Here is a 24,350-nt window from a genome sequence, read left to right as displayed (position 1 = left end):
TTCTAGAATTAAAGTAATGTAGAATTATCTAATAACTTAAGATGCTTTTTTATAATATATAGCTATCATAAAAAAGAAATACCAATCCATAAGTTTAAAGTGTTTCCCTCTCATAAACAGCTTATAGCCTAAACGAACCAACATATTAGCTCCCCGGCTATTATCGCAAATGATTTGTCTAATCTCCGGTGCCATATTCTTATAAAAATTCACACGTTCTTCTCTCGATAGTTCCTTTTTGATATACATACTGTTTCGTACCCGTGCAAAAAGCATTGAAAGGATGGAGGCTGATGAAGAAAACTGCATCAAGTCTATATCAGATATGACAGAAAGTATGTTCATCTGTGCAATATACTTGTAGAAACAGCTACGCTCCATTTCAAAAGTGAAGAACCTCCCACTAGCACTACCACTACGCAAATAATAGATATAATCTGCATATGGTATATACTTAGCTCTTGGACTTACCGTAAGATATTGCATCACAAAAATCAGATCTTCGGAAAACCTTATTTCTTCAGGAAAACGTAGTGGCAGTTCATGAGTAACCAAACTCATGGGCCAAATACGATAACATTTAGCGCATGCATAACCATGAGCACTTAGTTCGTTGTCCGAAAAAATTTCTGGCAACGAAAGAGTACCGTAACTTTTATAGGATAATCGCTCACGACTACCATCTTCGTGAACAAACACTGCTTCAGATATAATTATATCTACCCCCTCTTCCATGGCATCCACAAAGTGTTCCACATAGTATGGAGTGACTTCATCATCTGCATCAGCAAAGCACACCCACTCTCCTTTCATTACGTTAAGGGCATGATTTCTTGCTCGTGACACTCCGCCATTCTGAAGATGTAATACTCTTACACGACTATCTCGTTGAGCATATTCATCACACAATATACCACTACGATCTTTGCTTCCATCATCCACCAAGAGAATCTCTATATATGTGTAGGTTTGCGCTAGTAATGCATCTACACATGCTGTGAGATATTGTTCTGCATTGTAAATGGGTACAATCACACTAACTAGTGTTCTATCCTTCAGATTCTTCACATTCATCCTTTATAATTTTTCATTGCACTACACATCCTATCCACAACTTTTTCCCAACGAAAGGTATCTTTCACATACTGCTGACCTAACTCACCCATCACTTTAAGTCGTGCTTTATCACTCATTGCATCTATAATGATATCAGCCAGTTGGTGAGCATTCTCCTTTTCACAGAGAAAACTCCATTTGCCATTGCCAGAGAACTCGGGGGGTGGCAAAACGATTCAAAGCCACAAAGGGTGTCTTATTACACAAGGCTTCGAGGTAAGTCATTCCATTAGGTTCATTGCGCGAAGGCATCACGTAGAGTGTAGCTTTTCGAAAGAGTTCTATAGTCTTTTCACGTGGTACATCCATATAACAGTCCACTCCATCTAAGCCTTTGTATTGTTCATTACCTACTACAGCCAAACGCACATTTGGACATTGTTTTCTCACTATGGATAATGCCTCTACAAGCAGATCTAATCCTTTAACTTTAGCATTGTACTGTCGAAGTACAATAAGCAGTAAATCATTATCATACAACTTCTCGCCTTCATAAGTTTTAAGATTGATGCCAAATCCCACATTTATTATCTTCTCTGGCTCCAAGCCAAACTTTCTCATTAACGATTGCCGAGTCCACTCATTCTGTGTGAAGATAAGATTCTGACGTCGATAAGCTATTCCAGCTTTTTGGTGATAATAATTCAGGTAAAAGTTAAATAAGAGTTTTGTACGATTTATATCGGTTTTCATCACTTCCTCAAAATCAGCGTCCACATAGGTGCAAAATTTCTTATCATGAGGAAATTCATCTGTTATAGTTTTGGCAATAATCCACTCGGCACCCATCAGTTTGACTTCTTTCAAGGTTTTTCGTTTGAACAGTGGATACATCTGTAACTCGAAAGGGTTGCCATCCTTAAAATAGAAGCATCTACTATATAAGGTTAACAATTTCTGATACCATCTAGAGATATTTGGAAAAACAGATACCCACTCTATACTTTCTATTGAATCATGCTCTCCAAAATATTTATCAAAAGCATCCCATGTACCACTCCATAGCCCTTTACGATCTCTGCCACAATACGTTATTCCAAGCCTCATATATTTTCTTTATATTCTCTTTCGTTAAGTTGATTACAAAGTTCTTCTTCTTCCGTTTCAAAAATTCGCTCATATCCTTCCGCTACAATTTTTGCAGGACACCCAGCTAAAGTTAAATGAGTTTTACCATCTTTGGCATAATTTTTATTTGTCATACTGCCTCCAGCTAAAATAGAATACGCAGGCATTCTAGTTCCTTTATTAATTGTTGTCCGATTTCCTATCCAACAATGATCATCAATAAAAACAGATTTATTTATATAAGGAATCATACCAGTTTCTATATTGCGCATAAAATGGAAATTAGAGTCAAATAATTGAACCTCCCAACTAAATCTAATATGGTTTTGTAATACAACATTTTTTCTGATAAAAATACGTGCACGAGCTCCGAAAACGATATCTTCTCCCATTTCAAAAATTGCATTCTCATGAATCTCTATTTGCGATCCAATTCCCATACACATAACCGAACCATTAAATTTCCATAGACCATCAATTGTTATAATTGTTGGCTCTTTATGAAAGATCTCATACTGAAAACGACCAAACTGAAATTGGCCTCGCCTTACCTGTCCATTAAGTTCCACTTTGCCTCTTAAAGATTGGAATCGAATGGCTCCATAGAAATCAAATGGAAATTTTACCGCTTGCCTAAACGGTAACATTTTAAAATTAAAATATAATATCGCCCACCAATTACGACGAAACAAATTTACAACCTGCATAATATATTTATTTATTTTTACGAATAAAATCTTCTTTTGTACCCCAATCTTGATAGTTTTTCACTATCTGAGGGCGAAAATGAGCCTGCTGCAACAACAATGAATAGACTATGTGAGATAAATGAAGCTGTGGCAAGGTAGAAAGCTTTTCATACTCCAACACAAAATCTTGTACATCCTCAATGCCGTATCCACCCGCACAGAAAAAACGGCTTACAATTTTCTTCTCAATAATATTAGTAATGTAATACTGTTCATCAATCGTTACATAACTTTTATTCTGCGGATTTACTACCTGCAAACCATCTAGCGGAAAGATGTAAAGCATATTTTCAGGATACACTTCGGTTGTGAAATAACTATCACCATCCTTAAAAAGCACTGCACCTGTGATATGATTCCCCACAACCGTATGATAAAGCGTTTCAGGCTGTGAAGAAGTAGACTCCCAAAGCTCGTAAACATGTGTCTTGTGTGCAATACCTAGTCGTTCAAACTGAACCTGCATCATTTCTAATAGTTTATAACGTAAGTTATGTTTGTGCAGAATAGTGAAATAGATATCACTAAAAGCTTCTAACGGTAACCCCATGATAGATTTTACGCAATACATCAAGCCATTGCTATCCAGCCCGAACAGATAAGGCATTTCGGTCCCCATTTTATCAGTGTCAGCAGCAATGGGAACAATCAATGTATATTTACTCATAATTTAATATGCTTTGAATAGTTTTCTTAAGATAAGCCACAATTTTCTTCTCTTTAGCATACTGTAAAATACGTAGAAAATTCATCAACTGTAAAGTATGATAAAAAGTACGATACCATGTATACTGTTTAAAAGCACCATCAAGTTGATGATCAATAGTATCTGACACTATATGAAAGCGCGTCTCATCAAATTCCCCTTCATACATCAGTGTACTCCAACGATAGCGCGTATCTTGACGAATTTTCACCATATCAAGCAGCGGCGACTCTATAAAAGAATCTAAAAAATCTATCAGATAATAATTATTACCATTGAAAAGAATATTAGAGAAAGTAAGATCGCCATGACAACAACCTACAGGTATCTCCAAGACTTCGGGCAGATCTTTGAAGCAAATTTCAGATTGTTGTAGCAGATATTTTATTTCTTCATCCATACACAACAATATATTTTGATTTACTTTACTCTTCACGTCTTCAAACTTCTCGATAATCATTGAGCGTGGTACATCTGTCATAGTTGATTGCTCTATTTCTCGCTTTAAGAATAAATGCATAGCTTTCACAAAATAATTCACTTGCTCAAATCCAGCGGCCTCAAAATGATCTATAAAATTATGTGAATATACATACTCCATCTTCATCATCATAGTATCCGTTTGTCTCTCTATATATACAATCTGCGGCACACGAATGTACTGATATTCCTGTTCACCAGCCCTCTGTTGCTTCAAAGCCTGCTGATAAAGTCGCTCCACATACTTAGGGTCACAAGTACCTTTAAGGATAAACAACTCCTTACCTTCGCGTACTATATCAATGGAACAACCACTATGACCTTTTACTTCAATATCCATAAAATGCTTGATTTATTTTTACACACTGTACTCCCGAAGCCTCAGCAGCCTCAAAACCTACTTCCGAGTCTTCAAAAATTAAAGTCTGCTTAGCAGATACTTCCATCCTTTCCATCACTTTTAGATAAATCTCTGGATTAGGCTTACCGTGAGTCACATCTTCACCTGCCAAAATACAATCAAAGAGTTCTGTTAAATGTAAATATCGCAACGCATTAACCAGGTTCAACCGACGCGCGGTAGAGGCTATTGCGGTTTTTCCCCCACCCCTATGAAACGCACGAATGAAATTGATAAGCGGTTCGTTAGATTGTAAATATTCGAAGTAAGAAGGATATACTTCCCCCTTTATTTTCCTGATACGTTGTCGTACGTCAGCATCGTCAACGCCTACCGCTCGCATAAAGTCATCATACCTATAGCCGAAACATTGTCTATAAGAATCGCGAGTCAATTTTCTGTCACACTGTGTAAATGCTTCAGCATAAGCTTGATAATTGGCTTCGAAGGTATTTACCAATGTTCCGTCAAAGTCGGTTATAATAAGTTTTAGATTCATAAGTCAAGAATATCAAAATAACCTAGCCTTCACCCAAATAGACAATTGAGAAGTACAAAACTACAGTATGAAAACAACAATCGGTATACAATAATCTTAAACAAAAGATACTCCTATAAATTGAATAAAGAAGCTGAGCAGATATGAATATCCTATTTACAATATAAATATGAAGGCTGTTCTCCTTCCCTATTTTGCAAAGGCAATCTCACGCATAAAAATTATCTACTCCTGATAGTTTCGATAAAAATTGTTGCATTACTCATTATATTCGGATTGTGTATATCGATTCAATTCCTCGGGCGTCCCATAAGAATAATACTCCTCCATTTCGGCAAGTCTCACTATTTCACCTCGCTGCAACAAGTAATTATAAAGCAAGCTAACATAATACTCAGGCTTTGAGAAATTAGTTTGATGCATCAAGCTATCAGCCGCATAAATAAACGAACGTGCCGATGAAAAGAAGTAAGCACCGCAAAGAGCATGACGACTTATCACCTCTTTTTCCGCCGTACGCGTCACAAACCCTTCCGAATTTACCGCAGCATAACTGTATCTAGCCTCATTAGAATCGAAGCTCACCAATATTCCGCCATTTACTTCTTCTACGGATTTTGAAAGGATTTCTTTGATCAGCACATTAAATCCTTGACTAATAAACTCCAAATCACAGTCCATCACTAGCACAGCATCCTCCTCTTCAATAACCTCACGAGCCATCAAACAAGTCTCCACCGCACCGCGTGTCGTTTCCTGAACGGCAAAGATATTAGCGTGTGGTATAACAGCTTTTATTTCTTTATCAATACCATATTTGTCTATATGTTCCTGCCGCACTATAAAACTATACTTCATTTCTATTCCTGAAATATCTATGCTATCAATAGCATGCAAAAAAAGTTCTCTGCCATTCAGTTTAATCAAAGGCTTAGGCGTAGTCCACCCCTCTTTCATAAAGCGAGAACCTTCGCCCGCCATTGGCATAATGATATGCAACGGTCTCTTATTTTGATACATATTTCTGAATTTTATTAATTATCAAATGAAATAAAAAAGCAAGAATACCTGTCATAAATACAACATAAACAACACATTGAAAATTAGCGATAGTAAACATTGTATTTGATGTAGATTGATTCATATAATGCGTAACAAAAGGTATGGAAATACATTGTGAAAGATATATCTCAAAAGAATAATCAGGAAGATGATATCTTGTAAGAAATGATAGTTTACAAGTTTCCAAAGTTATAATAATGACACTAACCAAAACTAATGCACTTATGGTACAACTGATAAGTCCATTGAATGTTTGGAGACTATATGCCACATGAAGCATCCTTAAAAAATATGAACGCCACGAACACACGAAAACAATCATCAACACCACAAGTATTCGGTATTTATATTGATGAATGAATACAGAAAAGCGACTTTCATTTTCTGCATACCATACACCTAATGCAAAACAAGGCGATGTTATATATACCCATTCACCTACTTCCAATAGGAAAAATATTATATAACCAATTATCAATATAATATAAATCAAGACAGAACGTTTCCATTTTATGGAGAGATAAAACATGAGATATAAAAACATCAAAACAACAAAATACCAGCCATATGGGAGAATGGGATAAACAGACAATATCTGCCACACCTCATATGTGTGTACTATTTCATGAATGGGAAGGGGCGAGAGAACTACCCATAACAATGTTGCTATAAAATAAATTAAAAAGATCTTCAAAAGCCTCTTCTTTAAAAAGTCTTTCAAATAATTTTTCTTATAAATACAAGAATATGTTAATCCATATCCCGAAAGAAAGAAAAATACAGCTACTGCATACGTACCAAAATTAAAAAACTGTGAAAATACAGGACCAAGATATATCAGTTTACACAAGTGGCAAATAACGACTGATAACGCACAAAAGTATTTAATATACACCCATCGCTGTACAGCCATTGCCTCAAGTTTACTGTAATTTTTCATTATCATCTAATTATTCATTCGCTAAACTAAGTACCTAATAAATATTATATTTATCTAATATGATTCGTTCTATAAATATTATCAAAAGGATCACTTATAAAATCCGAAGATTCTCATTTCATTTTATATAATAGTTCAAGTCCACTGTACGGCAAATGCATGATAGCAAATAGTTTTATTTCTTGTTTTATAGGTAGTTTAATATATTTAGACGGTGACACTACCTGTTTTATCAATTTTCTACAATCTGCTATTATTTTTTTCTTTTCTTTCACCGATATTGAAACCTCATTCATTATCTGTTCAATAATCCTAAGTACACCTGAAGCTAAGATAAAAGACGCAAAGTAATTGTTGATAATAAAATTGTCAGAATATCTTTCTTGAAAATAGATATAATCTATAGAATGTAGCTTTAGAGCTTTGTACACGGTTCTATAGTCGATAATTTTATTAGACAAAGAATTTTCTATCTGCCTATAATAATAGCTACAATCATCAGATACATAGACCGTATTAATATGTTTAAAATAATTAAAGCAAAAAATAAGATCTTCACAAAAAGATAATTTATCAACAAAACGAATTTTATATTCATTCAATATTGATTTTTTAAACATCTTCCCCCATACAGCCAGGCAAAGTCCATTAACTCCAATCAAACCTGTGATAGCATCTTCAACAGTTATGAGGTCAGTAGGGGCATTTGAAAAAAAGATTTTTTTATCCCCCCCTTTTCAAAACCCTTAATTAGATAAAGATCTTTATTAGGGTATTCGTTTATATTGAAATTCCTTAAATAATCGGCACCAATAACGTCATCTGAATCGATAAAAACAATCCATTCTCCCAAGGATAATTCAATACCTAAATTTCGGGCTGAACTTACTCCACCATTTGTTTTATGAAATGCACGAACGCGAACATCTTTCTCTGCGTACTCATCACAAATAATACTAGAGCGATCTAAGCTACCATCATCAATAAGCAATAGTTCAAAGTCTGTAAAAGTTTGTAAAAGTATACTATCTATACAATAATTGAGATAGTTCTCCACGTTGTATACAGGTATAATAACAGAAATTTTAGGCTTCACAGTATATTATTAAGAATTATTTCGTTTGAACATGATTATTAGTCTACTTACAAAATCTCTTGTTCCATGAAACAATAGATAAAAAACGCCAAAAGTTAATACAGCACAAATAAGAAATACATATAATGAACTAATAATTAATTGCTTCAAATTACTTATAGTCTCTATCTGTAAGTAATCAAAGATAAAATATGTAACTACAAATAAAAAAAATATACCAGCATATCTAAAAATGGTTGGAATAAAATATTTACTAGCTTCTACTTCTATCCCCTTTACGAAAAGAAAATAAGGCTTCCATATCAAAATTATTATCATTTGGCTGATTATTATCCCTAATACAATTCCATTTAGAGACCAAAAGTATCCTAAACAGATTGATAATCCCAAATTTAAAACAGCTTCTAATACAGGAGCCCATACATCTTGAAACAGACCATATGCATAAATGTAACTGTCTACAGTAGTCCGTAGCATACTAATACTGGTTAATATAATAAATAATAAAAGAAAATCCTTTCCTAAACAATAATTAGCACCTAACCATAATGTTATCAACGGATTAGTAAGATAGAATAAACAAAGAATGCAGATTGTACTAATACACATTCTGGAATCGCTTAATTCCCAAAAAACATCTATGATTCTCTTTCTATCATTACTAGCAACCAAATTTCCCACTGCAGCTCCTGTACTGTTGAACATTGCACCCATAAGAGCTCCAACTTTTGACACAATCAATAGATAATTACCATATAAAGCAACAATGGATAAACTTGTGAACGCATAAATAACCAACGGACTTGATTGTGATAAAATGACTCCACCCATTTTATGAAAAAATGCTTGTTGGGTTTTTCTCAATACCTCTGGATATTTCTTTAAATAGCTCTTCCCACATGAAACATTTCCCTTTAGCCATGAATATTCCTTCTTTAATAGTCTATGTAATAAAAAAGACGTAATGACTGCTGAGAGAAGTTCAACAACTATCCAAAACACATATGGAAATGCACTGTAGGTGATACCTAAAATTTGGATTATAGTTTTAACAACCACAAATCCTTGTACAACTATCTGAATTTTATATCCTTTCTGGTCTGCGTTAAGAACTATTTGTCTATAATTAAAGAAATACCCCAACATTGAACTAAACAACAGAACTCCAAAAGTAGAATAGGAATACCACAGAGATAATGGAGACTTAGCAAATATCAATGGAAAGAATACCATTAAAATAGCAGAAACTCCTAGCATAAAATACGCAATCTTTCTATAGAGCCATCCTTGCAAAGAGACTATTTCGTTAATTTTCTCATGATCTTTTTCAAATAAAGGCTTATATAGAAAATAACCAACTGAAGTTCCTATCCCAAGTTCTGCTAGATTCAAAAATCCTAATAAATTTACAACAGTTGTATTTAATCCTAATATTTCACTACCTAAGTAATCAAAAAATGCTTTTCTAGAAAAAAAGCCCAATAGTATCTGTATCAGATAAAAAATTAAAGCTACTTTCGCATTTCTAACACTCTTTTCTGTTCTTGTCTCTAACATATTGAAAATTCTTACTTAAACTTCGACTAGACCTATAAATTACATACAATAGACTTCAGATAGCGAAACGCTCTTCATAATAACAAATAATCGTTACATGCCATATTCCTGACTAAAATAAATATTACTCTAGTCAATGTTATATCCCTACACATAGAAATCATTTTTTTACTTTATTTTCTCCATAGCCATAACCATACCCATAACGTTTACCATAACCATAATACTTACCATATTTACCATAACCATAATAATAACCATACTTCTTCTTTTGAAGATCAAGAGCATTAATTACAGTACAAAGATTAGGTAACTTATTACTATTAGCCAATTCATTAATCAAAGTAAACTCGGCTTTTCGAGTATAATCAGCACGACAGACATACACCGATAAGTCTGCTACACGACCTATCAATAAGGTATCCGTCACCATACCAACTGGAGCTGTATCCAGAATTACATAATCAAAGTTCTTTCTCAATGTTTCAATCGCCTTATCCAAGACATTACGGGCTAACAGTTCTGTCGGATTAGGAGGAACAGTTCCACCAGGAAGAATAAAAAGATTCTTGTTGATATCAGAAGGCTGTACCAAATCCATCAGATTCTTTTCTGGATTTGACAGATATTGAGTAATACCCAATTCTTTACGAGGAATATTAAACACCTTATTCAAACCGGGCTTACGAATATCGAGACCAACAATCACAACCTTTTTTCCCAATAAAGAAAGGCTGACCGCTAGATTTGAAGAAATAAATGATTTACCTTCACCACTGACCGTAGAAGTGACCAGTATCACTTTTTGGTCACTTTTAAGCATAAACTGAAGATTAGTACGGACATTGCGAAAAGTCTCACTCATTAAGGTATTTTGATTCTCGAATACGGCAATAGCTCCATTATTTTCAGTAGTTAAAGGTACATCACCTACAATAGGCCGACTCGTTAAATTCTCAACATCACCACGTCCCTCTATTTTGAATTTAGTCAAACCAATCAGGAAAATAACACCAACAGGTAGCCCCATACCTACTACCAAAGCAATCATATAAATAATTTTGGGCTTTGGAGATACCGGACCACCTTCAGCTACCGGCTCATCTATAATCTTAGCATTATTGGCTGTAGCGGCTAAAGTGATGGCGTTTTCTTCACGCTTCTGCAAAAGCATCAAATAAAGTCCTGCCTTAATTTCTTGCTGACGTGCAATACTTACATATTGACGCTCTTGCCCCGGAGCATCACTGATACGACGAGAAAAACGACTCGCTTCACGATCTAAATCAGCCTTCACAATAAGTAAGCCCTGCAAAGTACCATTAATAGCAGCCTGAACATTCGATTTCATAGCACGAATGCTCGTATCCAGATTCACTATCATCGGATTGCTCTCCGTAGAAGTACGAAGTAAACGTTTACGTTCAATAATTAATTCATTATAACGTTCTATCTGAGTAGTCAATCCATCATCAGATAAACCGATATTACCAGGTAAAACTTCATATTCATTTGACGGATTATTGATATATTTAGCAAGGTCGCGAACCAAATTAATCTGAGTTCCATTCTCTACACGTTTCCTTTCATATTCAGCATTTCCCGATACTGCCAATTGAGCATCACTGCTAATATCTGTCAAACCCGCATTTCTTTTAAAGGCTTCCAATTTATTCTCCGTACTTCCTAATTCTTCATCAATAATCTTAATACGTTCATTGATAAATTCCCTTGTCTTTTCAGCAACCTCATTCTTGTCATTATTTGTATTCCGATTATACATTTCCATCAACTTATTGATAAAATCCTGTCCTCGCTGTATATTCGTATTCATCAATGAAACAACTGCTACAGAAGTCGTTTTGGAGGTGGGTGCTATTTCCAATGCCCACTGATATCCTTTTGCTACTCCAAACGGCTGGCTGACCACAGCGCTGATATTTCGCACCACATTTTGTCCTTCTATCCTCCCATTCGCCAAGGAATCTTTCAATGCAAACCCAAATGTACCCGCATCTGTAGGTAACACTGCTGGGAGTTTATCAAAATGTTCAGTATATTCATTCAACCCTATTTTCAAATTTACATCCAGACCACCTTCTGGAGCAAGCTTCATATTAATCAAAGCTATATCCGGCAGTTCATCAGCTTCCTGAGGTGTCAGGTTTACAACTACTGGAGAAGTCTTATATAGTTCTTTTTTAGGGAACTCATCCTCATCATAATAAGTTATATAAAGTTCCAGATTATTGATAACTTCTTTTAAAATCGTTTTTGAACGTAAAACTTCAATCTCATTATCAATACTTTGTGCTGAAGTTATCACTCCTCCTAATCCTAAATTCTCCAAATCTGTCGACCCTGAATTTCCTCCTTTCTTATCATCCTTTATCATGATAGAAGCAGAAACTTTATACACAGGGGTCTGAAAATATAAATATCCCCAAGCACCAATCAAACAAATCAAAATAGAAGCCACAAACCAAGGCCAGTGAATTATATATCTGAAAAGAAGTTCCTGATAATTGACTTTCTCCTCATCCTGTTCGTTCATATTATTTTCGTACAAGTTTTCTTTCATTTTTGATCATTTATTTTATGATTTTATCGTAATATAGTTATCATTAGGTTGGCTAATGAGACCAAAATAGAAGTAGCAGAAACCCACAATCCCGTACTAGTCCCAACATCCGAATTCTTAGCCTTAGTCTTATTAGGTGTCACATAAATTATATCATTCTGCTGTAACTGATAATAAGGAGACAGTACCGTTTCAGCCTTATTCAAATCTATTGTAATAATTTCTTGCTTGTTATCTTGTCCTGTCCGGATTAATTTCACATTATCACGCATACCATAAATAGTCAAATCACCTGCCATAGCGAGTGCTTCCAGCAAATTAATCTTCTCGTTAGAAACAACAAAACTACCCGGACTAGCGACCTCACCCAATACCGAAATCCGATAATTAACAATACGTACAGTTACAAGCGGTGCTTCTTTCAAATAAACTTTCAATTTCTCTATAATCAAGTTTTCTATTTCCAGTTTAGTCAATCCACCTACATGAATCTCACCCAATACCGGAAAGTTGATATTTCCCTGATTATCTACCAAATATTGCTGTGGAGCATCAGTACCCGAATTTACCAAATTGAAAGGTGCAGCCAGTTCCGGAGTGGAACAAGACACGGCAATCGTCAACAAATCCTTTGGCATTACCTTCACACCTGTCTGATGAACACTCTGTTCTGTATCATTCACAAAAGCTGTATCTTGCAAATAAGGCACTTTCTTGTATGCTTGGCAGGATACCAGCAAAAAAGTAAGTAACAAGCAAAGAGTCAATCCAGCCATTTTTTTCATAACCGCCTATAATTTTTAGTTTTTAATCTTTAATTATTTCAATAAGCCTCTTTATCCCCGCGGATGACATTATACACAGTTTTATACATGATATATAAATCCAAAAGAAACGTCCAATGTTCGATATACCAGATGTCACGTTGCACGCGTCCTTCCATCTGCCAAAGCTCTTTTGTTTCTCCACGAAAACCTGTCACCTGTGCCCAACCTGTAATACCCGGTTTCACAAAATGACGAACCATATATTTATTTATTAAATGGGAATATTCTTCTGTGTGCTTCAACATGTGCGGACGAGGACCCACTAAAGACATATCCCCTTTCAGTACATTAATAAATTGAGGAAGTTCATCCACATTCGTCTTACGAATCAAATCACCGATTCGGGTTTTACGAGGATCATGTTCGGTAGCCTGTAATGTATCACATAGAGCATTCACCCGCATCGAACGAAACTTATAGCACCAAAATTCACGACCATCTTCACCACTTCGTTTCTGTTTGAAAAAGACAGGTCCGGGAGAACTTATCTTTATAGCCAGTCCCACAATGACATATATAATCGGGAAAAGGGTACAAAGGAACAGTAGCGAGCAAATAATATCAAAGCTACGTTTCACAATACGATTTTCCAATAACTCTAGTGGCTCACGACGGATAGAAAGTACCGGAACATTACCTAGCATTTCAAAATGCATTCTCCGTTTCAGATAGTTCCGGACATTGGGAACACTGAAAAAACGAATCAGATGGTTCTCACAATAGTTGATAATCGGCACAATTTCAGCACTACGGGCGGAAGGAAGACTGCAATAAAGCTGGTCTACTTTTCCCGCATTACGGGTCAAATAATCAACGGCTTCGCATGGCTGTCCCAAATATGCTACATTCATAGGATAGCGGTCTGATGGATAATCTTCAAAATATCCCAGTACCCGAAATCCGGATGTCGGATCATCCGTCATGGAATGATAAAGTTCCTGCATATTTTCATGGCTACCCACTAGTACTACCTTTCGGACATTTTCCCCACTTTTGCGATAAAGCTCCAGAATATAACGAAACGTCAGGCGATAAGAAATAATAACGATAATGAGAACTACGTAAAATGCCCCCAGCTGACGCAGGTTAACACATTCAAAATGGAAAATGTATGAGAGTCCCAACACCATCAATACAAAAGGAATCATGTTCCGTGCCACTCGAAGCATGATTTGCTCCGGACGAACCACCGGACGATGAAGGATCACTCCGGAACGAATGTTGCAAACCAGATAACATAAAGTCATCAAAGCCATGCTCTGGAAAAGAGGCATGGAAAACTCAAAAAGGGAACGGTTTCCCCAAAGAGAATCGAATACCCACAACAGTAAGTTCAGTAAGATAATGTCCCCTAAAAGGACAAAAGATTTTAGGACTTTATTAAAACGTTGGACTTCCTGCATAATATTATTTATCTTTTTTCATTCAATCATCATATGCTAGCTCTACCACTCCATTAGTACAGTTTTTATCATTGTTAGCAAGTTCCTCTTTCTTCTTTTTCCTGTACCGAAGATACATCAATGCCCACTTTTCTATTTTTTCAAGAATTTCTTCATCAGTAAGAGCGTTACAATAAAAATCAAGAATACCTTCGTAATACTTCAGATGTTTATCGGAGCCCCCCTTAGATCAGAGTAAGTCGTATGCCCCATGTGCATAGCATCACACATTGCTGTAATATTCACCCCCGCACGTCTCAACTCCTCCTCAATCAGGATTCCTAAAGCCTCGTGGCGAATTTCGTTTCGCATGTCCATTTCTTTGTTTTTTGTTAAATATGTAAGTTTCACGTTAATTATTTTCACATTGTTCCCGACATGTCGGGAACAGCATTTTAAAATCTTTGCTGATCTTCGCCCATGCTTTTGAAAGACAAAGCAATTACTGAATTAAAAACTTAAAAAATTAAATGATGACAAACGATTTCAGAATGTCTTATTTCATGCCTCCCATTGCTCCCATCAAAAATGAACAGGGACGGATTGTTACTCCTGCAACACTTATTCCCTCCTGCGAAGTCTCCGTAGAGCAAGTTTTTCAAATGATAACCTGCAACGAGAATCTCAAAATCCTGACCGGACAAGTACGCAATTCCGAAGATATACGGACCGCAAAAGCATCACTATTGCCTTATGTGACTCCCTGTGGTACGTTCTCGCGTCGAAACAGCAAATGTTTCGTAGCTTCTTCACATCTGGTGGTGGTAGATATCGACCATCTCGACTCCTATCAGGAGGCAGTGGAAATGCGCAGCGCATTGTTTAATGACCACCTTCTGCATCCTGTACTCACGTTTATCAGTCCCAGTGGACGGGGTGTGAAAGCATTCGTACCCTACAATCATTTACCCATGGCTAACGACACAAACAGTATCATCGAAAATATGAAGCTGGCAATGATGTTCACCGTGCTGCTCTATGGTACGGAAACACCTTCTCCATTCGGAGAAAAACGCAAAGGGGTAGACTTTTCCGGTAAGGACATTGTAAGGTCTTGCTTTCTTAGTCATGATCCGGGAGCGTTGTTTAGAAACAGTAAATAATTAGATATTAAAAACTATAAATTAAAATTATGGACGAAATTGAATCGTTATGCCGCCTCTGTGAGGCGGTTGAAACTGCAGGAGCGGATATTGCCCCTACGTATGCTGAATATGTACAACTGGCGTTCGCCATCGCAACCGATTGCGGAGAAGCTGGACGCGAGTTTTTCCATCGGTTGTGCCGGGTGTCTGCCAAGTACGAACGGGAACATGCCGAACGGATATTCTCCAACGCACTTACTACCCGGCATGGAGATGTCCATCTGGGCACTGCATTCCATCTTGCTGAAAGGACGGGTGTAACTCTCTGCAAAGAGGAAATGATGAACCACCGGAAAAATGCAAAAAATGCAGAAAATACACCGACCAAAAATCTCACACACACGCACGTATATAATAAGGTGGACAATGAAGAACCGGACGAATCCGAAGAGCTGCAGGACGGTAGTGAACCGAACCAGCCATTGCCCTCTTTCACCGAAGCGGACTGGCCGAAAATCCTGTTGCTCATCATGAGTTATGCCACCAGCCCCACACAACGCGATGTCATGCTGCTCGGAGCATTGACCGCCATAGGTGCCAGCATGGAGCGATATGTGAGATGTCCATACGCCGGCAAACTCCAGTCTCCTTGCCTGCAAAGTTTTATTGTAGCTCCTTCCGCCTCGGGTAAGGGAATTCTTTCGTTCATCCGTCTGCTTGTAGAGCCTATTCATGACGAGCTCCGCCAACAAGTAGCGGAAAAGGTCAAGGCCTACAAGAAAGAGAAAGCCGCCTATGATGTCATGGGAAAGGAGCGCTGCAAAGTGGAAGCTCCTCAAATGCCCAAGAATAAAATGTTCCTCATTTCGGGTAATAACACCGGAACGGGTATTCTGCAAAATATCATGGATGCCAACGGCACAGGGCTTATCTGCGAAACCGAAGCGGACACCATCTCTGCAGCTATCGGCTCTGAATACGGACACTGGAGCGATACGCTCCGCAAAGCGTTCGACCACGACCGTCTGTCGTACAACCGACGCACCGACCAGGAATACCGGGAAGTAAAGAAAAGCTATCTTTCCGTCCTGCTTTCCGGTACACCCGCACAGGTAAAACCACTTATTCCATCGACAGAGAACGGTCTCTTCTCGCGCCAGCTGTTTTATTATATGCACGGTATATGGACATGGATCAACCAGTTTGAAAGTGGCGAAACCGATCTGGAAGCTGTCTTCACAGACATAGGTCTGGAATGGAAAAAGCAACTGGACCTGATGAAAGCACACGGGCTTCATACGCTCCGGCTCACTGATGAACAAAAGCAAGAGTTCAATGCTCTCTTTGCCGATCTGTTTTTCCGTTCGGGACTCGCCAACGATAACGAAATGAGCAGTTCCATAGCCCGACTGGCTGTCAACACGTGCCGTATCATGGCAGAAATAGCTATGATGCGTGCACTGGAATGCGACCAGCCTTATCAGTTCAAAGGTTCTTCCGCCCCTCTGCTGACTCCTGACAAGGAGATTGCTGCCGATAATATCAAAGACAGCATTATCACCCGTTGGGATATGACAATCACCGCTGAAGATTTCCATGCGGTGCTGGAGCTTGTAACTCCGCTCTATCGTCATGCCACACATATCTTATCTTTTCTTCCTTCCACAGAGGTCAAACATAGAGCCAATGCCGACCGGGATGCACTTTTTGAAATAATGGGCAACCAGTTCACCCGCACACAGTTGTTGGAGCAGGCTGAAAAGATGAAAATCAAACCTAACACTGCTCTTAGCTGGCTGAACCGTCTGATAAAAAAAGGATTGCTCATCAATACAGACGATAAAGGCGTTTATACGCGCACGCATGTGTGCGTGTGTTAGGGAGCCCCCGGAAAAAGTGCATTCTTTGCATTTATATAACAACAGGACGTTTCATGAAATCTAAAGCGGCGCTTTAGAGGTGGTAAAGCATAGCTTTACGATTGCTAAAGCGGTGCTTTACTTTTCCGCTCTTCTAAGGTTCTCCCAAGGCGTCTACAATCACTCTCACCTCCAACGGGGTGAATGAGCGGCGCTTTGATTCGTAACCTAAGTCGTACAGACGTTGCAGAAGTCCGGGACATAAAGAGATCCATTTCTTCATCTTTCGATATGCAGCAATGTCAGTTAGTTCCGGAGAATAAAGTTGAGCCAGTTCCATGCGGCCGTAGGCACGTATTTTGAATTCGTTCATAATGAATAAGTTTCTGATTTACAGTTACAAAAATAACAAAACATATCCACATATCCTACGTTTTTCCATTGAATAACCGACTGTTACTGCGCATAATTGACAACAATCGTACGCAAGCGCATACTATTGATTTTCCAAGGTTTGAGGGTAGTATCTTTGTATTGTCGAAAGGGAAAAGAATCCCTCGGACACGATGTTTAACCCTTTAATTTATTGTTTTATGATCCGTTACAAAATTTATCAAAACCAACAACAGAAAGGCCTGAATGCAGGCAAGTGGTTCGCCCGTGCAGTAAGCGACGAGACGTTTGATTTGGCAAAGCTTGCCGAGCATATGTCGAAGCACAATTCACCGTATTCCGGTGGTGTCATCAAAGGTGTGCTTTCCGACATGGTTGACTGTATCAAAGAACTGCTGCTGGATGGCAAATGTGTGAAAATCGACGACCTTGCCATCTTTGGTGTGGGCATCCGCAGTAAGGCGGCTGATACGCTGGAAGATTTCTCACTGGAGAAAAACATCACTGGTATGCGTCTGAAAGCCCGTGCTACCGGTAATTTGTCAACCACCAACCTGAAACTCGACAGCCAGTTGAAGCAGCAGGCCGAATATCAGAAACCAACAACTGCCGGAGGAGGTTCTGATTCGGGTGACAACCCTGATCCGAAACCGGATGGTGGCGGTGAAGCGCCTGATCCGGCTGCTTAAGGGATTCACCACAGAGGACACCGAGGACACAGAGTTTTTTCACCACAGATTATTTCTTTCCTCTGTTTCCTCTGTGTCCTCCGTGGTGAATAAAAAAACTATTATCAATTTATTTAAAACTTATTATTATGAGTAATTCATCATCTCCCCGCTCCGTATGGAGCTTCATCATCAAAGTGATTATCACCGTTGCCACCGCTATCGGAGGTTTGATCGGAGTACAGAGCTGTATGTAGTCCTATGCGTACCATCACTCTGATTATCATTCATTGCAGTGCCACGCCGGAAGGAAAGTCCCTTTCGGTGGAGGCTTGCCGACAAGATCATATCTTGCACCGGAGATTCCGTGACATCGGCTATCATTTCTACATCACCCGGGACGGAGAAATCTGCCAGGGTCGTCCTCTGGAAAAGGTCGGGGCACACTGCCGTGACCATAACACCCATTCGATAGGTATTTGTTATGAAGGAGGGCTGGATATGGCAGGACGTCCCAAAGACACGCGTACATTGGCACAACGGGCTTCTTTGCTCGGTCTGCTCCGCGAATTGAGGAAAATATTTCCTAAGACGTTGATTGTAGGCCATCATGATTTGAATCCGATGAAGGAGTGTCCGTGTTTTAATTGTACGGAGGAGTATCGGGAATTAGGTGGTATTATCTAAGTATATTGACCAGCAAACTGGCAATAGACACCAGGATGGAAAATCCCGAAACCCACATCGTCGTACTTGTTCCTATGTCTGCGCTCTGCGCTTTGGTTTTATTAGGAGTGACATACAGGATGTCATTCTGTTGCAACTGATAATAAGGAGAGATTAACAAATCCGCGTCGTTCAGATTGAGTGTAACAAACTGTTTATGCCCATTCCTGTCTTCGCGGATTAGTTTTACATTATCACGAACACCATAAATTGTCAAATCTCCTGCCATGGCAAGTGCTTCGAGCACATTGATCTGCTCATTCACCACCGGATAAACACCGGGGGAAGCCACTTCTCCCAAAACCGAAACTTTAAAGCCGGACATACGGACTACTACCGTAGGACGTTCTTTCACGTAAGATTTCAGTCTCTCCGTTATCAGGTTTTCAGCTTCACGACTTGTTAAACCGGTTAAAGAAAGTTTACCTAAAACCGGATAGTTGATATTTCCCTGGTCATCCAGCAGAAATGTACTGCCTTGTTCATTGAATGGCTGCGAAACAACCGGATCGGAAGTGGAAACAAAAATGGAAACCTCATCGCCCGGTATCAGTCTTGCGTCCTGAACAGGTGCAACTTGCGTATTCGCCTGTTTCAAAATCTCCGCATCCTGTAAATAAGGTACTTTCTTATAGGACTGGCAAGCCGAGAAAAAGAAGAAAAAGAATATCAGTGCAAAAGCACAGGATAATTTCGTATTCATGTAAATGGTGGATAAATAATGACTGACGGGTATTAGTTTTTCTCGCAGATAGCCTCGACATAACCAATAGGCATATTAACACAAGCGCATCCCAGCATATTCAGCCGGACAGCAATCTTGCTTTTGCCATCGACATTGACCAGTTCACCAACCAGCCCGGTCAGAGGTCCTTTCACAACACGGACCCTTTCACCACGTGCCAAAGGAGAACTGTTCATACAAATAGCTTCCTCTGAATAGTCGAGCATGAAACGGAAACGAGCCATCTGCTCATCAGGAATCACCGCCGGAGAACTCTCACCGCGCATCACCATATAACGGCTAACAGTAGAGAAACCCAGAACTTCTTTGCGTTCTTTCGGATTTACATGCACAAACACCATCATGGGCAGAAGAACGGACTCAACCATCTTGCGCCGGTCACTCCACTGGTGAATTTCTTGTTGGACAGGAACGAAATTCTCAATCCCCATTTTAGATAAACGCTCGGCTACTTTCTTCTCGTGGTGCATACGAACCAGAGCGACATACCAGCGTTTAGAGTGTGCTACGCCTTCCCCTGTCCCATCACTAGGCCCAGCACTAATTGATTTTGGTTTTGTTAAAATCATGTTTTTTTACCCCATGTTATTCCGTTACTTCTTAGGTAACGGACAATACATACACAAGGCACGCATCTCAATAAAAATGGAAATCACATATAGGAATAGGGCACAAGAATGGAACTGCCTAATACTCAACAGGAAAAATCCAGAGATTAGGCAATAAAAAAGTATAGAGCATGAAAATTAGATTATTTCATGTTCGGATAGTTTTTTTCCTTATATTTCAGATAAAACGAAAAAAAGTGGAAGAATATTTGCTTACTATCTATGTTTTTGTCTATCTTTGCGTCAAATTTAAGTTCCGTTACCTAAGAAGTAACGCACATATATCAATACTGACTACTAGCACTTTACACTTTTCTTTCTGTCTACACAACAGTTTCTGACGTAAGATAAATTCCCTTTATTTACCTCTGTACGTTCTTTAAGTCCAAAGCCTTTTAAATAGATTTGTGTTGTTTTTATAGATTTATGGCCCAATGATTCACTAATCATTTCAATAGGTACTCCCCGATACTTCGCTGTCGTTGCCCAAGAATGGCGAAGTGTATAGGAAGTGACGGGAGATTGCAGACGTAAAGCTCTAGCCAAGTCTTTCAAACAATTATTGAACTGACGGAGAGCGGACTGATATTCCCGATACCCTTTTTCATCCTGACGTTTCTGTTTGCCGCTAAGAATGTCAAACAGATAATCCGGACGATCGGGTTGGGCATCTTCCCTGTTACGGAGCTGGTTGATCATTTCCCTGGCTGTATCAAGCACTTCCACACTCATCGGAGTTTTGGTTTTGATACGATTATACCGCAACACATTCTGATCCAAAGCCGATTTCTCCAAATGAGCCAAATCGGCAAACGACATTCCACAAAACTGGAACATCAGGGCAGCAATAGCCTGTGTACGACGCAATCGCTCCGACTTTGGATCTTCATATAGAAGCTTATGCAATTCGACAGCAGGCAGGGCTTTTTTCTGGCGGATATCCACACCTGTATAAACATCATGAAACAGTCGCGGCACATAAGACGCAATACCTGCTTCCACTCCCCGGTTGTAAATGCTACGAAGCATACGCATATACGTAGAAATCGTGTTGGGCTTCAAACCACACTCGTAAAGGTACTGCCCGTAACGCCGTAAACTTTCCCGGGTGACTTGTCTGAACGACACATTGAACGTGCCGCAAAACTTGCTGAAAGAGAAGAGAGCATTCTTGTAAACATGTGCTGTAGAATGGCGTCCCTCCTTTCGCAAACGGCCGATGTAGAACTCTGCACACCGGCTAAATCCATTTTTGTTCCTCATTACATCATTTATTATTTTATATATTTCAAAAAAAATCATCCGGCTTTGTCCATCATGAGAACGGAACAAAGTCGGATGAATTCCATTTTGTACGATATTATCTTACACGTATGTTTCCAGCAGTTTCACATTTCCTCCTTCGGGAGTGATTGTGACATCTTGCGTGGTAGCAGGCAACAGGATAGATTCTCCTGCACTGACAGTCAGTTCATTACCTTCATTGTCTCTCATCTTGCAGGATCCTTCCATACAGATAAAGATTACGAATGAATCGAGTTCGGAATAGTCGCAACTGATTTCTTCAGTCATGTCATACAGAGAAGTCGTGAAGTAAGTGCAAGCAACCAGTTCTACCGGTTCGTCCTTCAACGGTTCGTATTTAGTGCGATAGTCATCCAATACCTCATAGTTGATGGCTTCACGGGCTAAATCGGTGTGAAGTTCGCGGGTTTTGCCATTCGCATCTTTACGGTTGAAATCGTAGATACGGTAAGTTATATCAGAGGTCTGCTGAATCTCGGCGATGAAAGAACCTGCCCCGATGCTGTGCACACGTCCGGCAGGAAGGAAGAATACATCACCCGGATGAATTTCATATTCCTGCAATACGTCGGTAATCGTATTGTTCAACACGCGTTCTTTATATTCTTTCGGGGTAATCTGTTCAGAGAACCCTGAACGCAATTTAGCTCCTTTGTCGGCATCTACCACATACCACATCTCGGTTTTTCCCATCGAATTGTGGCGTTTCTTCGCCAACTCATCTGTCGGATGTACCTGGATTGACAAATCCTGTTTGGCGTCGATGAACTTAATGAGCAGTGGAAATTTATTGCCGAAACGAGCATAATTCGCTTCTCCAACCAGCTCCTCGCGATACTTTCTGACCATATCGGCCAAGGTTAGACCTTTATCCGGACCATTAGCCACTACGGATTCATTGTTCTCAACGCCAGAAATCTCCCAGCTTTCTCCTACTCCTTTCAAGTCTGAATTCAAATGCTTGAATGGAATAATTTTGTCGCCCCCCCAAAGCGTCTGCTTCAGAATAGGTTCGAATTTTAATGGATACATTTTTGTTTTTCTTGTTATAAACTTAGATTAAATTCGCTCGGATTGTTACAATCCGGCAACAAACATACAAAAAATAGTTCAGTTTTTAAGAAAAGGAGGATGAAAATTCATTTAAGAAAGCATCTTTTATTCTTGCATTCGAAGAAGATGAAGTAATAAAGCTAAACTTTCCTAAAGCATCTACTATATTTAGCCGGAATAATTTGTGAGTAAGAAAGAATTTCCCTTTATTTGCAGGAAAATTTTAATAATACCAGACATGAATAACACATTCCCAACAGAAGGGAATCTATCAGGGCTTAGCCGGAAAGATTTCCAAAAGGATATAAATGATAAGAAAACTGATTTATTTATCCTCAAAAACGCAAAGGGAATGGAAGTAGCTGTAACCAATTACGGATGCGCCATTCTTTCTATCATGGTACCGGACAAAAACGGTAAGTATGCCAATGTAATCCTCGGACACGACAGCATCGACCACGTCATCAACAGCCCGGAACCTTTCTTAAGCACTACTATCGGACGCTACGGCAACCGTATTGCGAAAGGAAAATTCACTTTGTTCGGCGAAGAACATGAACTCACGATTAACAACGGACCTAACTCTCTGCATGGTGGACCTACCGGTTTCCACGCCCGTGTATGGGATGCTGTCCAGATTGATGAGAGTACGGTGCAATTCAACTATGTTTCTGCCGATGGCGAAGAGGGATTCCCCGGCAATCTGGAAATAGAAATGACCTACCGCCTGGACAACGAAGTAAATGCACTGAATATCGAATACCGAGCTACCACCGACAAAGCTACAGTCGTTAACTTGACTAACCACGGTTTCTTCAACCTCGCCGGTATTTCCAACCCTACTCCTACCGTCAACAACCACATCGTTACGATCAACGCTGATTTCTATACGCCTATCGACGAAGTTTCTATCCCTACCGGTGAAATTGCCAAAGTAGAGGGTACTCCGATGGATTTCCGTGCCCCGCACACTGTAGGCGAACGTATCGACGACAAATTCCAGCAACTGATTTTCGGTGCAGGATATGACCACTGTTACGTACTGAACAAGTTGGAAAGCGGTTCGCTCGATCTGGCTGCCACTTGCAAGGATCCGGAAAGCGGACGTATCATGGAAGTATATACCACCGAAGCGGGTGTACAACTCTATACAGGCAACTGGCTCAACGGATTTGAAGGTGCACACGGAGCTACATTCCCTGCCAGAAGCGCTATCTGCTTTGAGGCACAGTGTTTCCCGGATACTCCGAACAAACCGCATTTCCCATCGGCTACTTTGCTGCCGGGTGATGAATACCAACAGATCACTGTCTACAAATTTACGGTAGAAGAATAAGATTTGAAAAATAACTAACCTAATTTTATAAACTAACATTTTTTTGAAC

The 24,350-nt window shown here is 39.1% G+C and carries 25 protein-coding genes; 6 read left to right on the top strand and 19 right to left on the bottom strand.

Annotated features, from left to right (window positions below; translation table 11 throughout):
• Positions 1-36: 36 nt before the first annotated feature.
• From NXV01_RS14850 to NXV01_RS14785, 14 genes are all read right to left on the bottom strand, one after another.
• A complete protein-coding gene (locus NXV01_RS14850; protein ID WP_259022767.1) occupies positions 37-1,074 on the bottom strand; it encodes a glycosyltransferase family 2 protein in 1,038 nt (345 codons plus the stop codon).
• 162 nt (positions 1,075-1,236) lie between these two features.
• Positions 1,237-2,163 carry a glycosyltransferase family 4 protein gene (locus NXV01_RS14845; RefSeq protein WP_259022766.1) on the bottom strand — a complete coding sequence of 309 codons (927 nt, stop codon included), beginning with the start codon at positions 2,161-2,163 and terminating at the stop codon, positions 1,237-1,239.
• A complete protein-coding gene (locus tag NXV01_RS14840) occupies positions 2,160-2,891 on the bottom strand; it encodes a hypothetical protein (RefSeq protein ID WP_259022764.1) in 732 nt (243 codons plus the stop codon). Before NXV01_RS14840 ends, NXV01_RS14845 begins: the two co-directional genes overlap by 4 nt.
• Positions 2,892-2,898: 7 nt before the next feature.
• Positions 2,899-3,600 (bottom strand): hypothetical protein, encoded by a 702-nt coding sequence (locus tag NXV01_RS14835; protein ID WP_259022763.1) that lies wholly within the window; start codon positions 3,598-3,600, stop codon positions 2,899-2,901.
• Entirely contained in the window at positions 3,593-4,459 is an 867-nt protein-coding gene (locus tag NXV01_RS14830) for a phosphotransferase (protein WP_259022762.1), read from the bottom strand. The genes NXV01_RS14835 and NXV01_RS14830 overlap by 8 nt, the downstream gene beginning before the upstream one ends.
• Positions 4,449-5,018, bottom strand: a complete 570-nt coding sequence (locus tag NXV01_RS14825; RefSeq protein ID WP_259022761.1) for an HAD family phosphatase — start codon at positions 5,016-5,018, stop codon at positions 4,449-4,451. The genes NXV01_RS14830 and NXV01_RS14825 overlap by 11 nt, the downstream gene beginning before the upstream one ends.
• Positions 5,019-5,276: 258 nt before the next feature.
• Entirely contained in the window at positions 5,277-5,999 is a 723-nt protein-coding gene (locus NXV01_RS14820; RefSeq protein ID WP_309569304.1) for a glycosyltransferase family 2 protein, read from the bottom strand.
• Positions 6,000-6,024: 25 nt separating this feature from the next.
• Entirely contained in the window at positions 6,025-6,993 is a 969-nt protein-coding gene (locus tag NXV01_RS14815) for an acyltransferase family protein (RefSeq protein WP_259023453.1), read from the bottom strand.
• A gap of 712 nt (positions 6,994-7,705) precedes the next feature.
• A complete protein-coding gene (locus NXV01_RS14810) occupies positions 7,706-8,116 on the bottom strand; it encodes a glycosyltransferase (RefSeq protein ID WP_259022759.1) in 411 nt (136 codons plus the stop codon).
• Positions 8,117-8,125: 9 nt separating this feature from the next.
• Positions 8,126-9,673: a lipopolysaccharide biosynthesis protein gene (locus NXV01_RS14805; protein WP_259022758.1), complete on the bottom strand. Its 1,548-nt coding sequence runs from the start codon at positions 9,671-9,673 to the stop codon at positions 8,126-8,128.
• A 160-nt stretch (positions 9,674-9,833) separates the two neighbouring features.
• Complete coding sequence (locus NXV01_RS14800) at positions 9,834-12,254, bottom strand: polysaccharide biosynthesis tyrosine autokinase (RefSeq protein ID WP_259022757.1); 2,421 nt, start codon at positions 12,252-12,254, stop codon at positions 9,834-9,836.
• A 23-nt stretch (positions 12,255-12,277) separates the two neighbouring features.
• Entirely contained in the window at positions 12,278-13,039 is a 762-nt protein-coding gene (locus NXV01_RS14795) for a polysaccharide biosynthesis/export family protein (RefSeq protein ID WP_259022756.1), read from the bottom strand.
• Positions 13,040-13,077: 38 nt separating this feature from the next.
• Positions 13,078-14,484, bottom strand: coding sequence for an undecaprenyl-phosphate glucose phosphotransferase (locus tag NXV01_RS14790; protein WP_259022754.1), 1,407 nt, complete (start codon positions 14,482-14,484; stop codon positions 13,078-13,080).
• A 201-nt stretch (positions 14,485-14,685) separates the two neighbouring features.
• A complete protein-coding gene (locus NXV01_RS14785; RefSeq protein ID WP_167511822.1) occupies positions 14,686-14,835 on the bottom strand; it encodes a hypothetical protein in 150 nt (49 codons plus the stop codon).
• A 161-nt stretch (positions 14,836-14,996) separates the two neighbouring features.
• Between NXV01_RS14785 and NXV01_RS14780 the strand changes: the two genes are divergently transcribed.
• Positions 14,997-15,626, top strand: a complete 630-nt coding sequence (locus NXV01_RS14780) for a BT4734/BF3469 family protein (protein WP_195650656.1) — start codon at positions 14,997-14,999, stop codon at positions 15,624-15,626.
• A 29-nt stretch (positions 15,627-15,655) separates the two neighbouring features.
• The gene (locus tag NXV01_RS14775) at positions 15,656-17,488 is read left to right on the top strand and encodes a DUF3987 domain-containing protein (protein ID WP_259022753.1); all 1,833 of its coding nucleotides are present in this window, start codon (positions 15,656-15,658) and stop codon (positions 17,486-17,488) included.
• 133 nt (positions 17,489-17,621) lie between these two features.
• On the opposite strand, the gene NXV01_RS14770 is transcribed toward NXV01_RS14775, so the two are convergent.
• Positions 17,622-17,840: a DUF4248 domain-containing protein gene (locus NXV01_RS14770; protein ID WP_004297475.1), complete on the bottom strand. Its 219-nt coding sequence runs from the start codon at positions 17,838-17,840 to the stop codon at positions 17,622-17,624.
• 220 nt (positions 17,841-18,060) lie between these two features.
• Here NXV01_RS14770 and NXV01_RS14765 point away from each other — a divergent pair, with 220 nt between their 5' ends.
• From NXV01_RS14765 to NXV01_RS14755, 3 genes are all read left to right on the top strand, one after another.
• Positions 18,061-18,549 (top strand): DNA-binding protein, encoded by a 489-nt coding sequence (locus tag NXV01_RS14765; RefSeq protein WP_148366283.1) that lies wholly within the window; start codon positions 18,061-18,063, stop codon positions 18,547-18,549.
• Positions 18,550-18,677: 128 nt separating this feature from the next.
• Positions 18,678-18,785: a smalltalk protein gene (locus NXV01_RS14760; protein WP_004297473.1), complete on the top strand. Its 108-nt coding sequence runs from the start codon at positions 18,678-18,680 to the stop codon at positions 18,783-18,785.
• Between the two features lie 4 nt (positions 18,786-18,789).
• The gene (locus NXV01_RS14755; RefSeq protein ID WP_259022752.1) at positions 18,790-19,215 is read left to right on the top strand and encodes an N-acetylmuramoyl-L-alanine amidase; all 426 of its coding nucleotides are present in this window, start codon (positions 18,790-18,792) and stop codon (positions 19,213-19,215) included.
• Here the strand turns inward: NXV01_RS14755 and NXV01_RS14750 are convergent.
• The 4 genes from NXV01_RS14750 to NXV01_RS14735 all read right to left on the bottom strand — a co-directional run bounded on the left by NXV01_RS14750 (position 19,208) and on the right by NXV01_RS14735 (position 22,944).
• Positions 19,208-19,957 carry a polysaccharide biosynthesis/export family protein gene (locus NXV01_RS14750; RefSeq protein WP_234133809.1) on the bottom strand — a complete coding sequence of 250 codons (750 nt, stop codon included), beginning with the start codon at positions 19,955-19,957 and terminating at the stop codon, positions 19,208-19,210. The two genes, NXV01_RS14755 and NXV01_RS14750, sit on opposite strands and share 8 nt — an antisense overlap.
• A 32-nt stretch (positions 19,958-19,989) precedes the next feature.
• On the bottom strand, positions 19,990-20,568 hold the full coding sequence (locus tag NXV01_RS14745; RefSeq protein ID WP_148366277.1) for a UpxY family transcription antiterminator: 579 nt from the start codon (positions 20,566-20,568) through the stop codon (positions 19,990-19,992).
• Between the two features lie 336 nt (positions 20,569-20,904).
• The gene (locus NXV01_RS14740; RefSeq protein ID WP_259022751.1) at positions 20,905-21,870 is read right to left on the bottom strand and encodes a tyrosine-type DNA invertase cluster 3b; all 966 of its coding nucleotides are present in this window, start codon (positions 21,868-21,870) and stop codon (positions 20,905-20,907) included.
• 102 nt (positions 21,871-21,972) lie between these two features.
• Positions 21,973-22,944 carry a type I phosphomannose isomerase catalytic subunit gene (locus tag NXV01_RS14735; RefSeq protein ID WP_117515077.1) on the bottom strand — a complete coding sequence of 324 codons (972 nt, stop codon included), beginning with the start codon at positions 22,942-22,944 and terminating at the stop codon, positions 21,973-21,975.
• A gap of 259 nt (positions 22,945-23,203) precedes the next feature.
• On the opposite strand from NXV01_RS14735, the gene NXV01_RS14730 reads away from it, so the two are divergent.
• Entirely contained in the window at positions 23,204-24,301 is a 1,098-nt protein-coding gene (locus NXV01_RS14730) for an aldose epimerase family protein (RefSeq protein ID WP_074556472.1), read from the top strand.
• The last annotated feature ends 49 nt before the right edge of the window (positions 24,302-24,350 follow it).

It is taken from the genome of Bacteroides sp. BFG-606 (assembly GCF_024788145.1).
In the GTDB taxonomy this organism is placed as follows: domain Bacteria; phylum Bacteroidota; class Bacteroidia; order Bacteroidales; family Bacteroidaceae; genus Bacteroides; species Bacteroides vicugnae.
The sequence above is the reverse complement of the archived record's forward strand: the minus strand, read 5'-3'. Positions and strand labels throughout refer to the sequence as shown.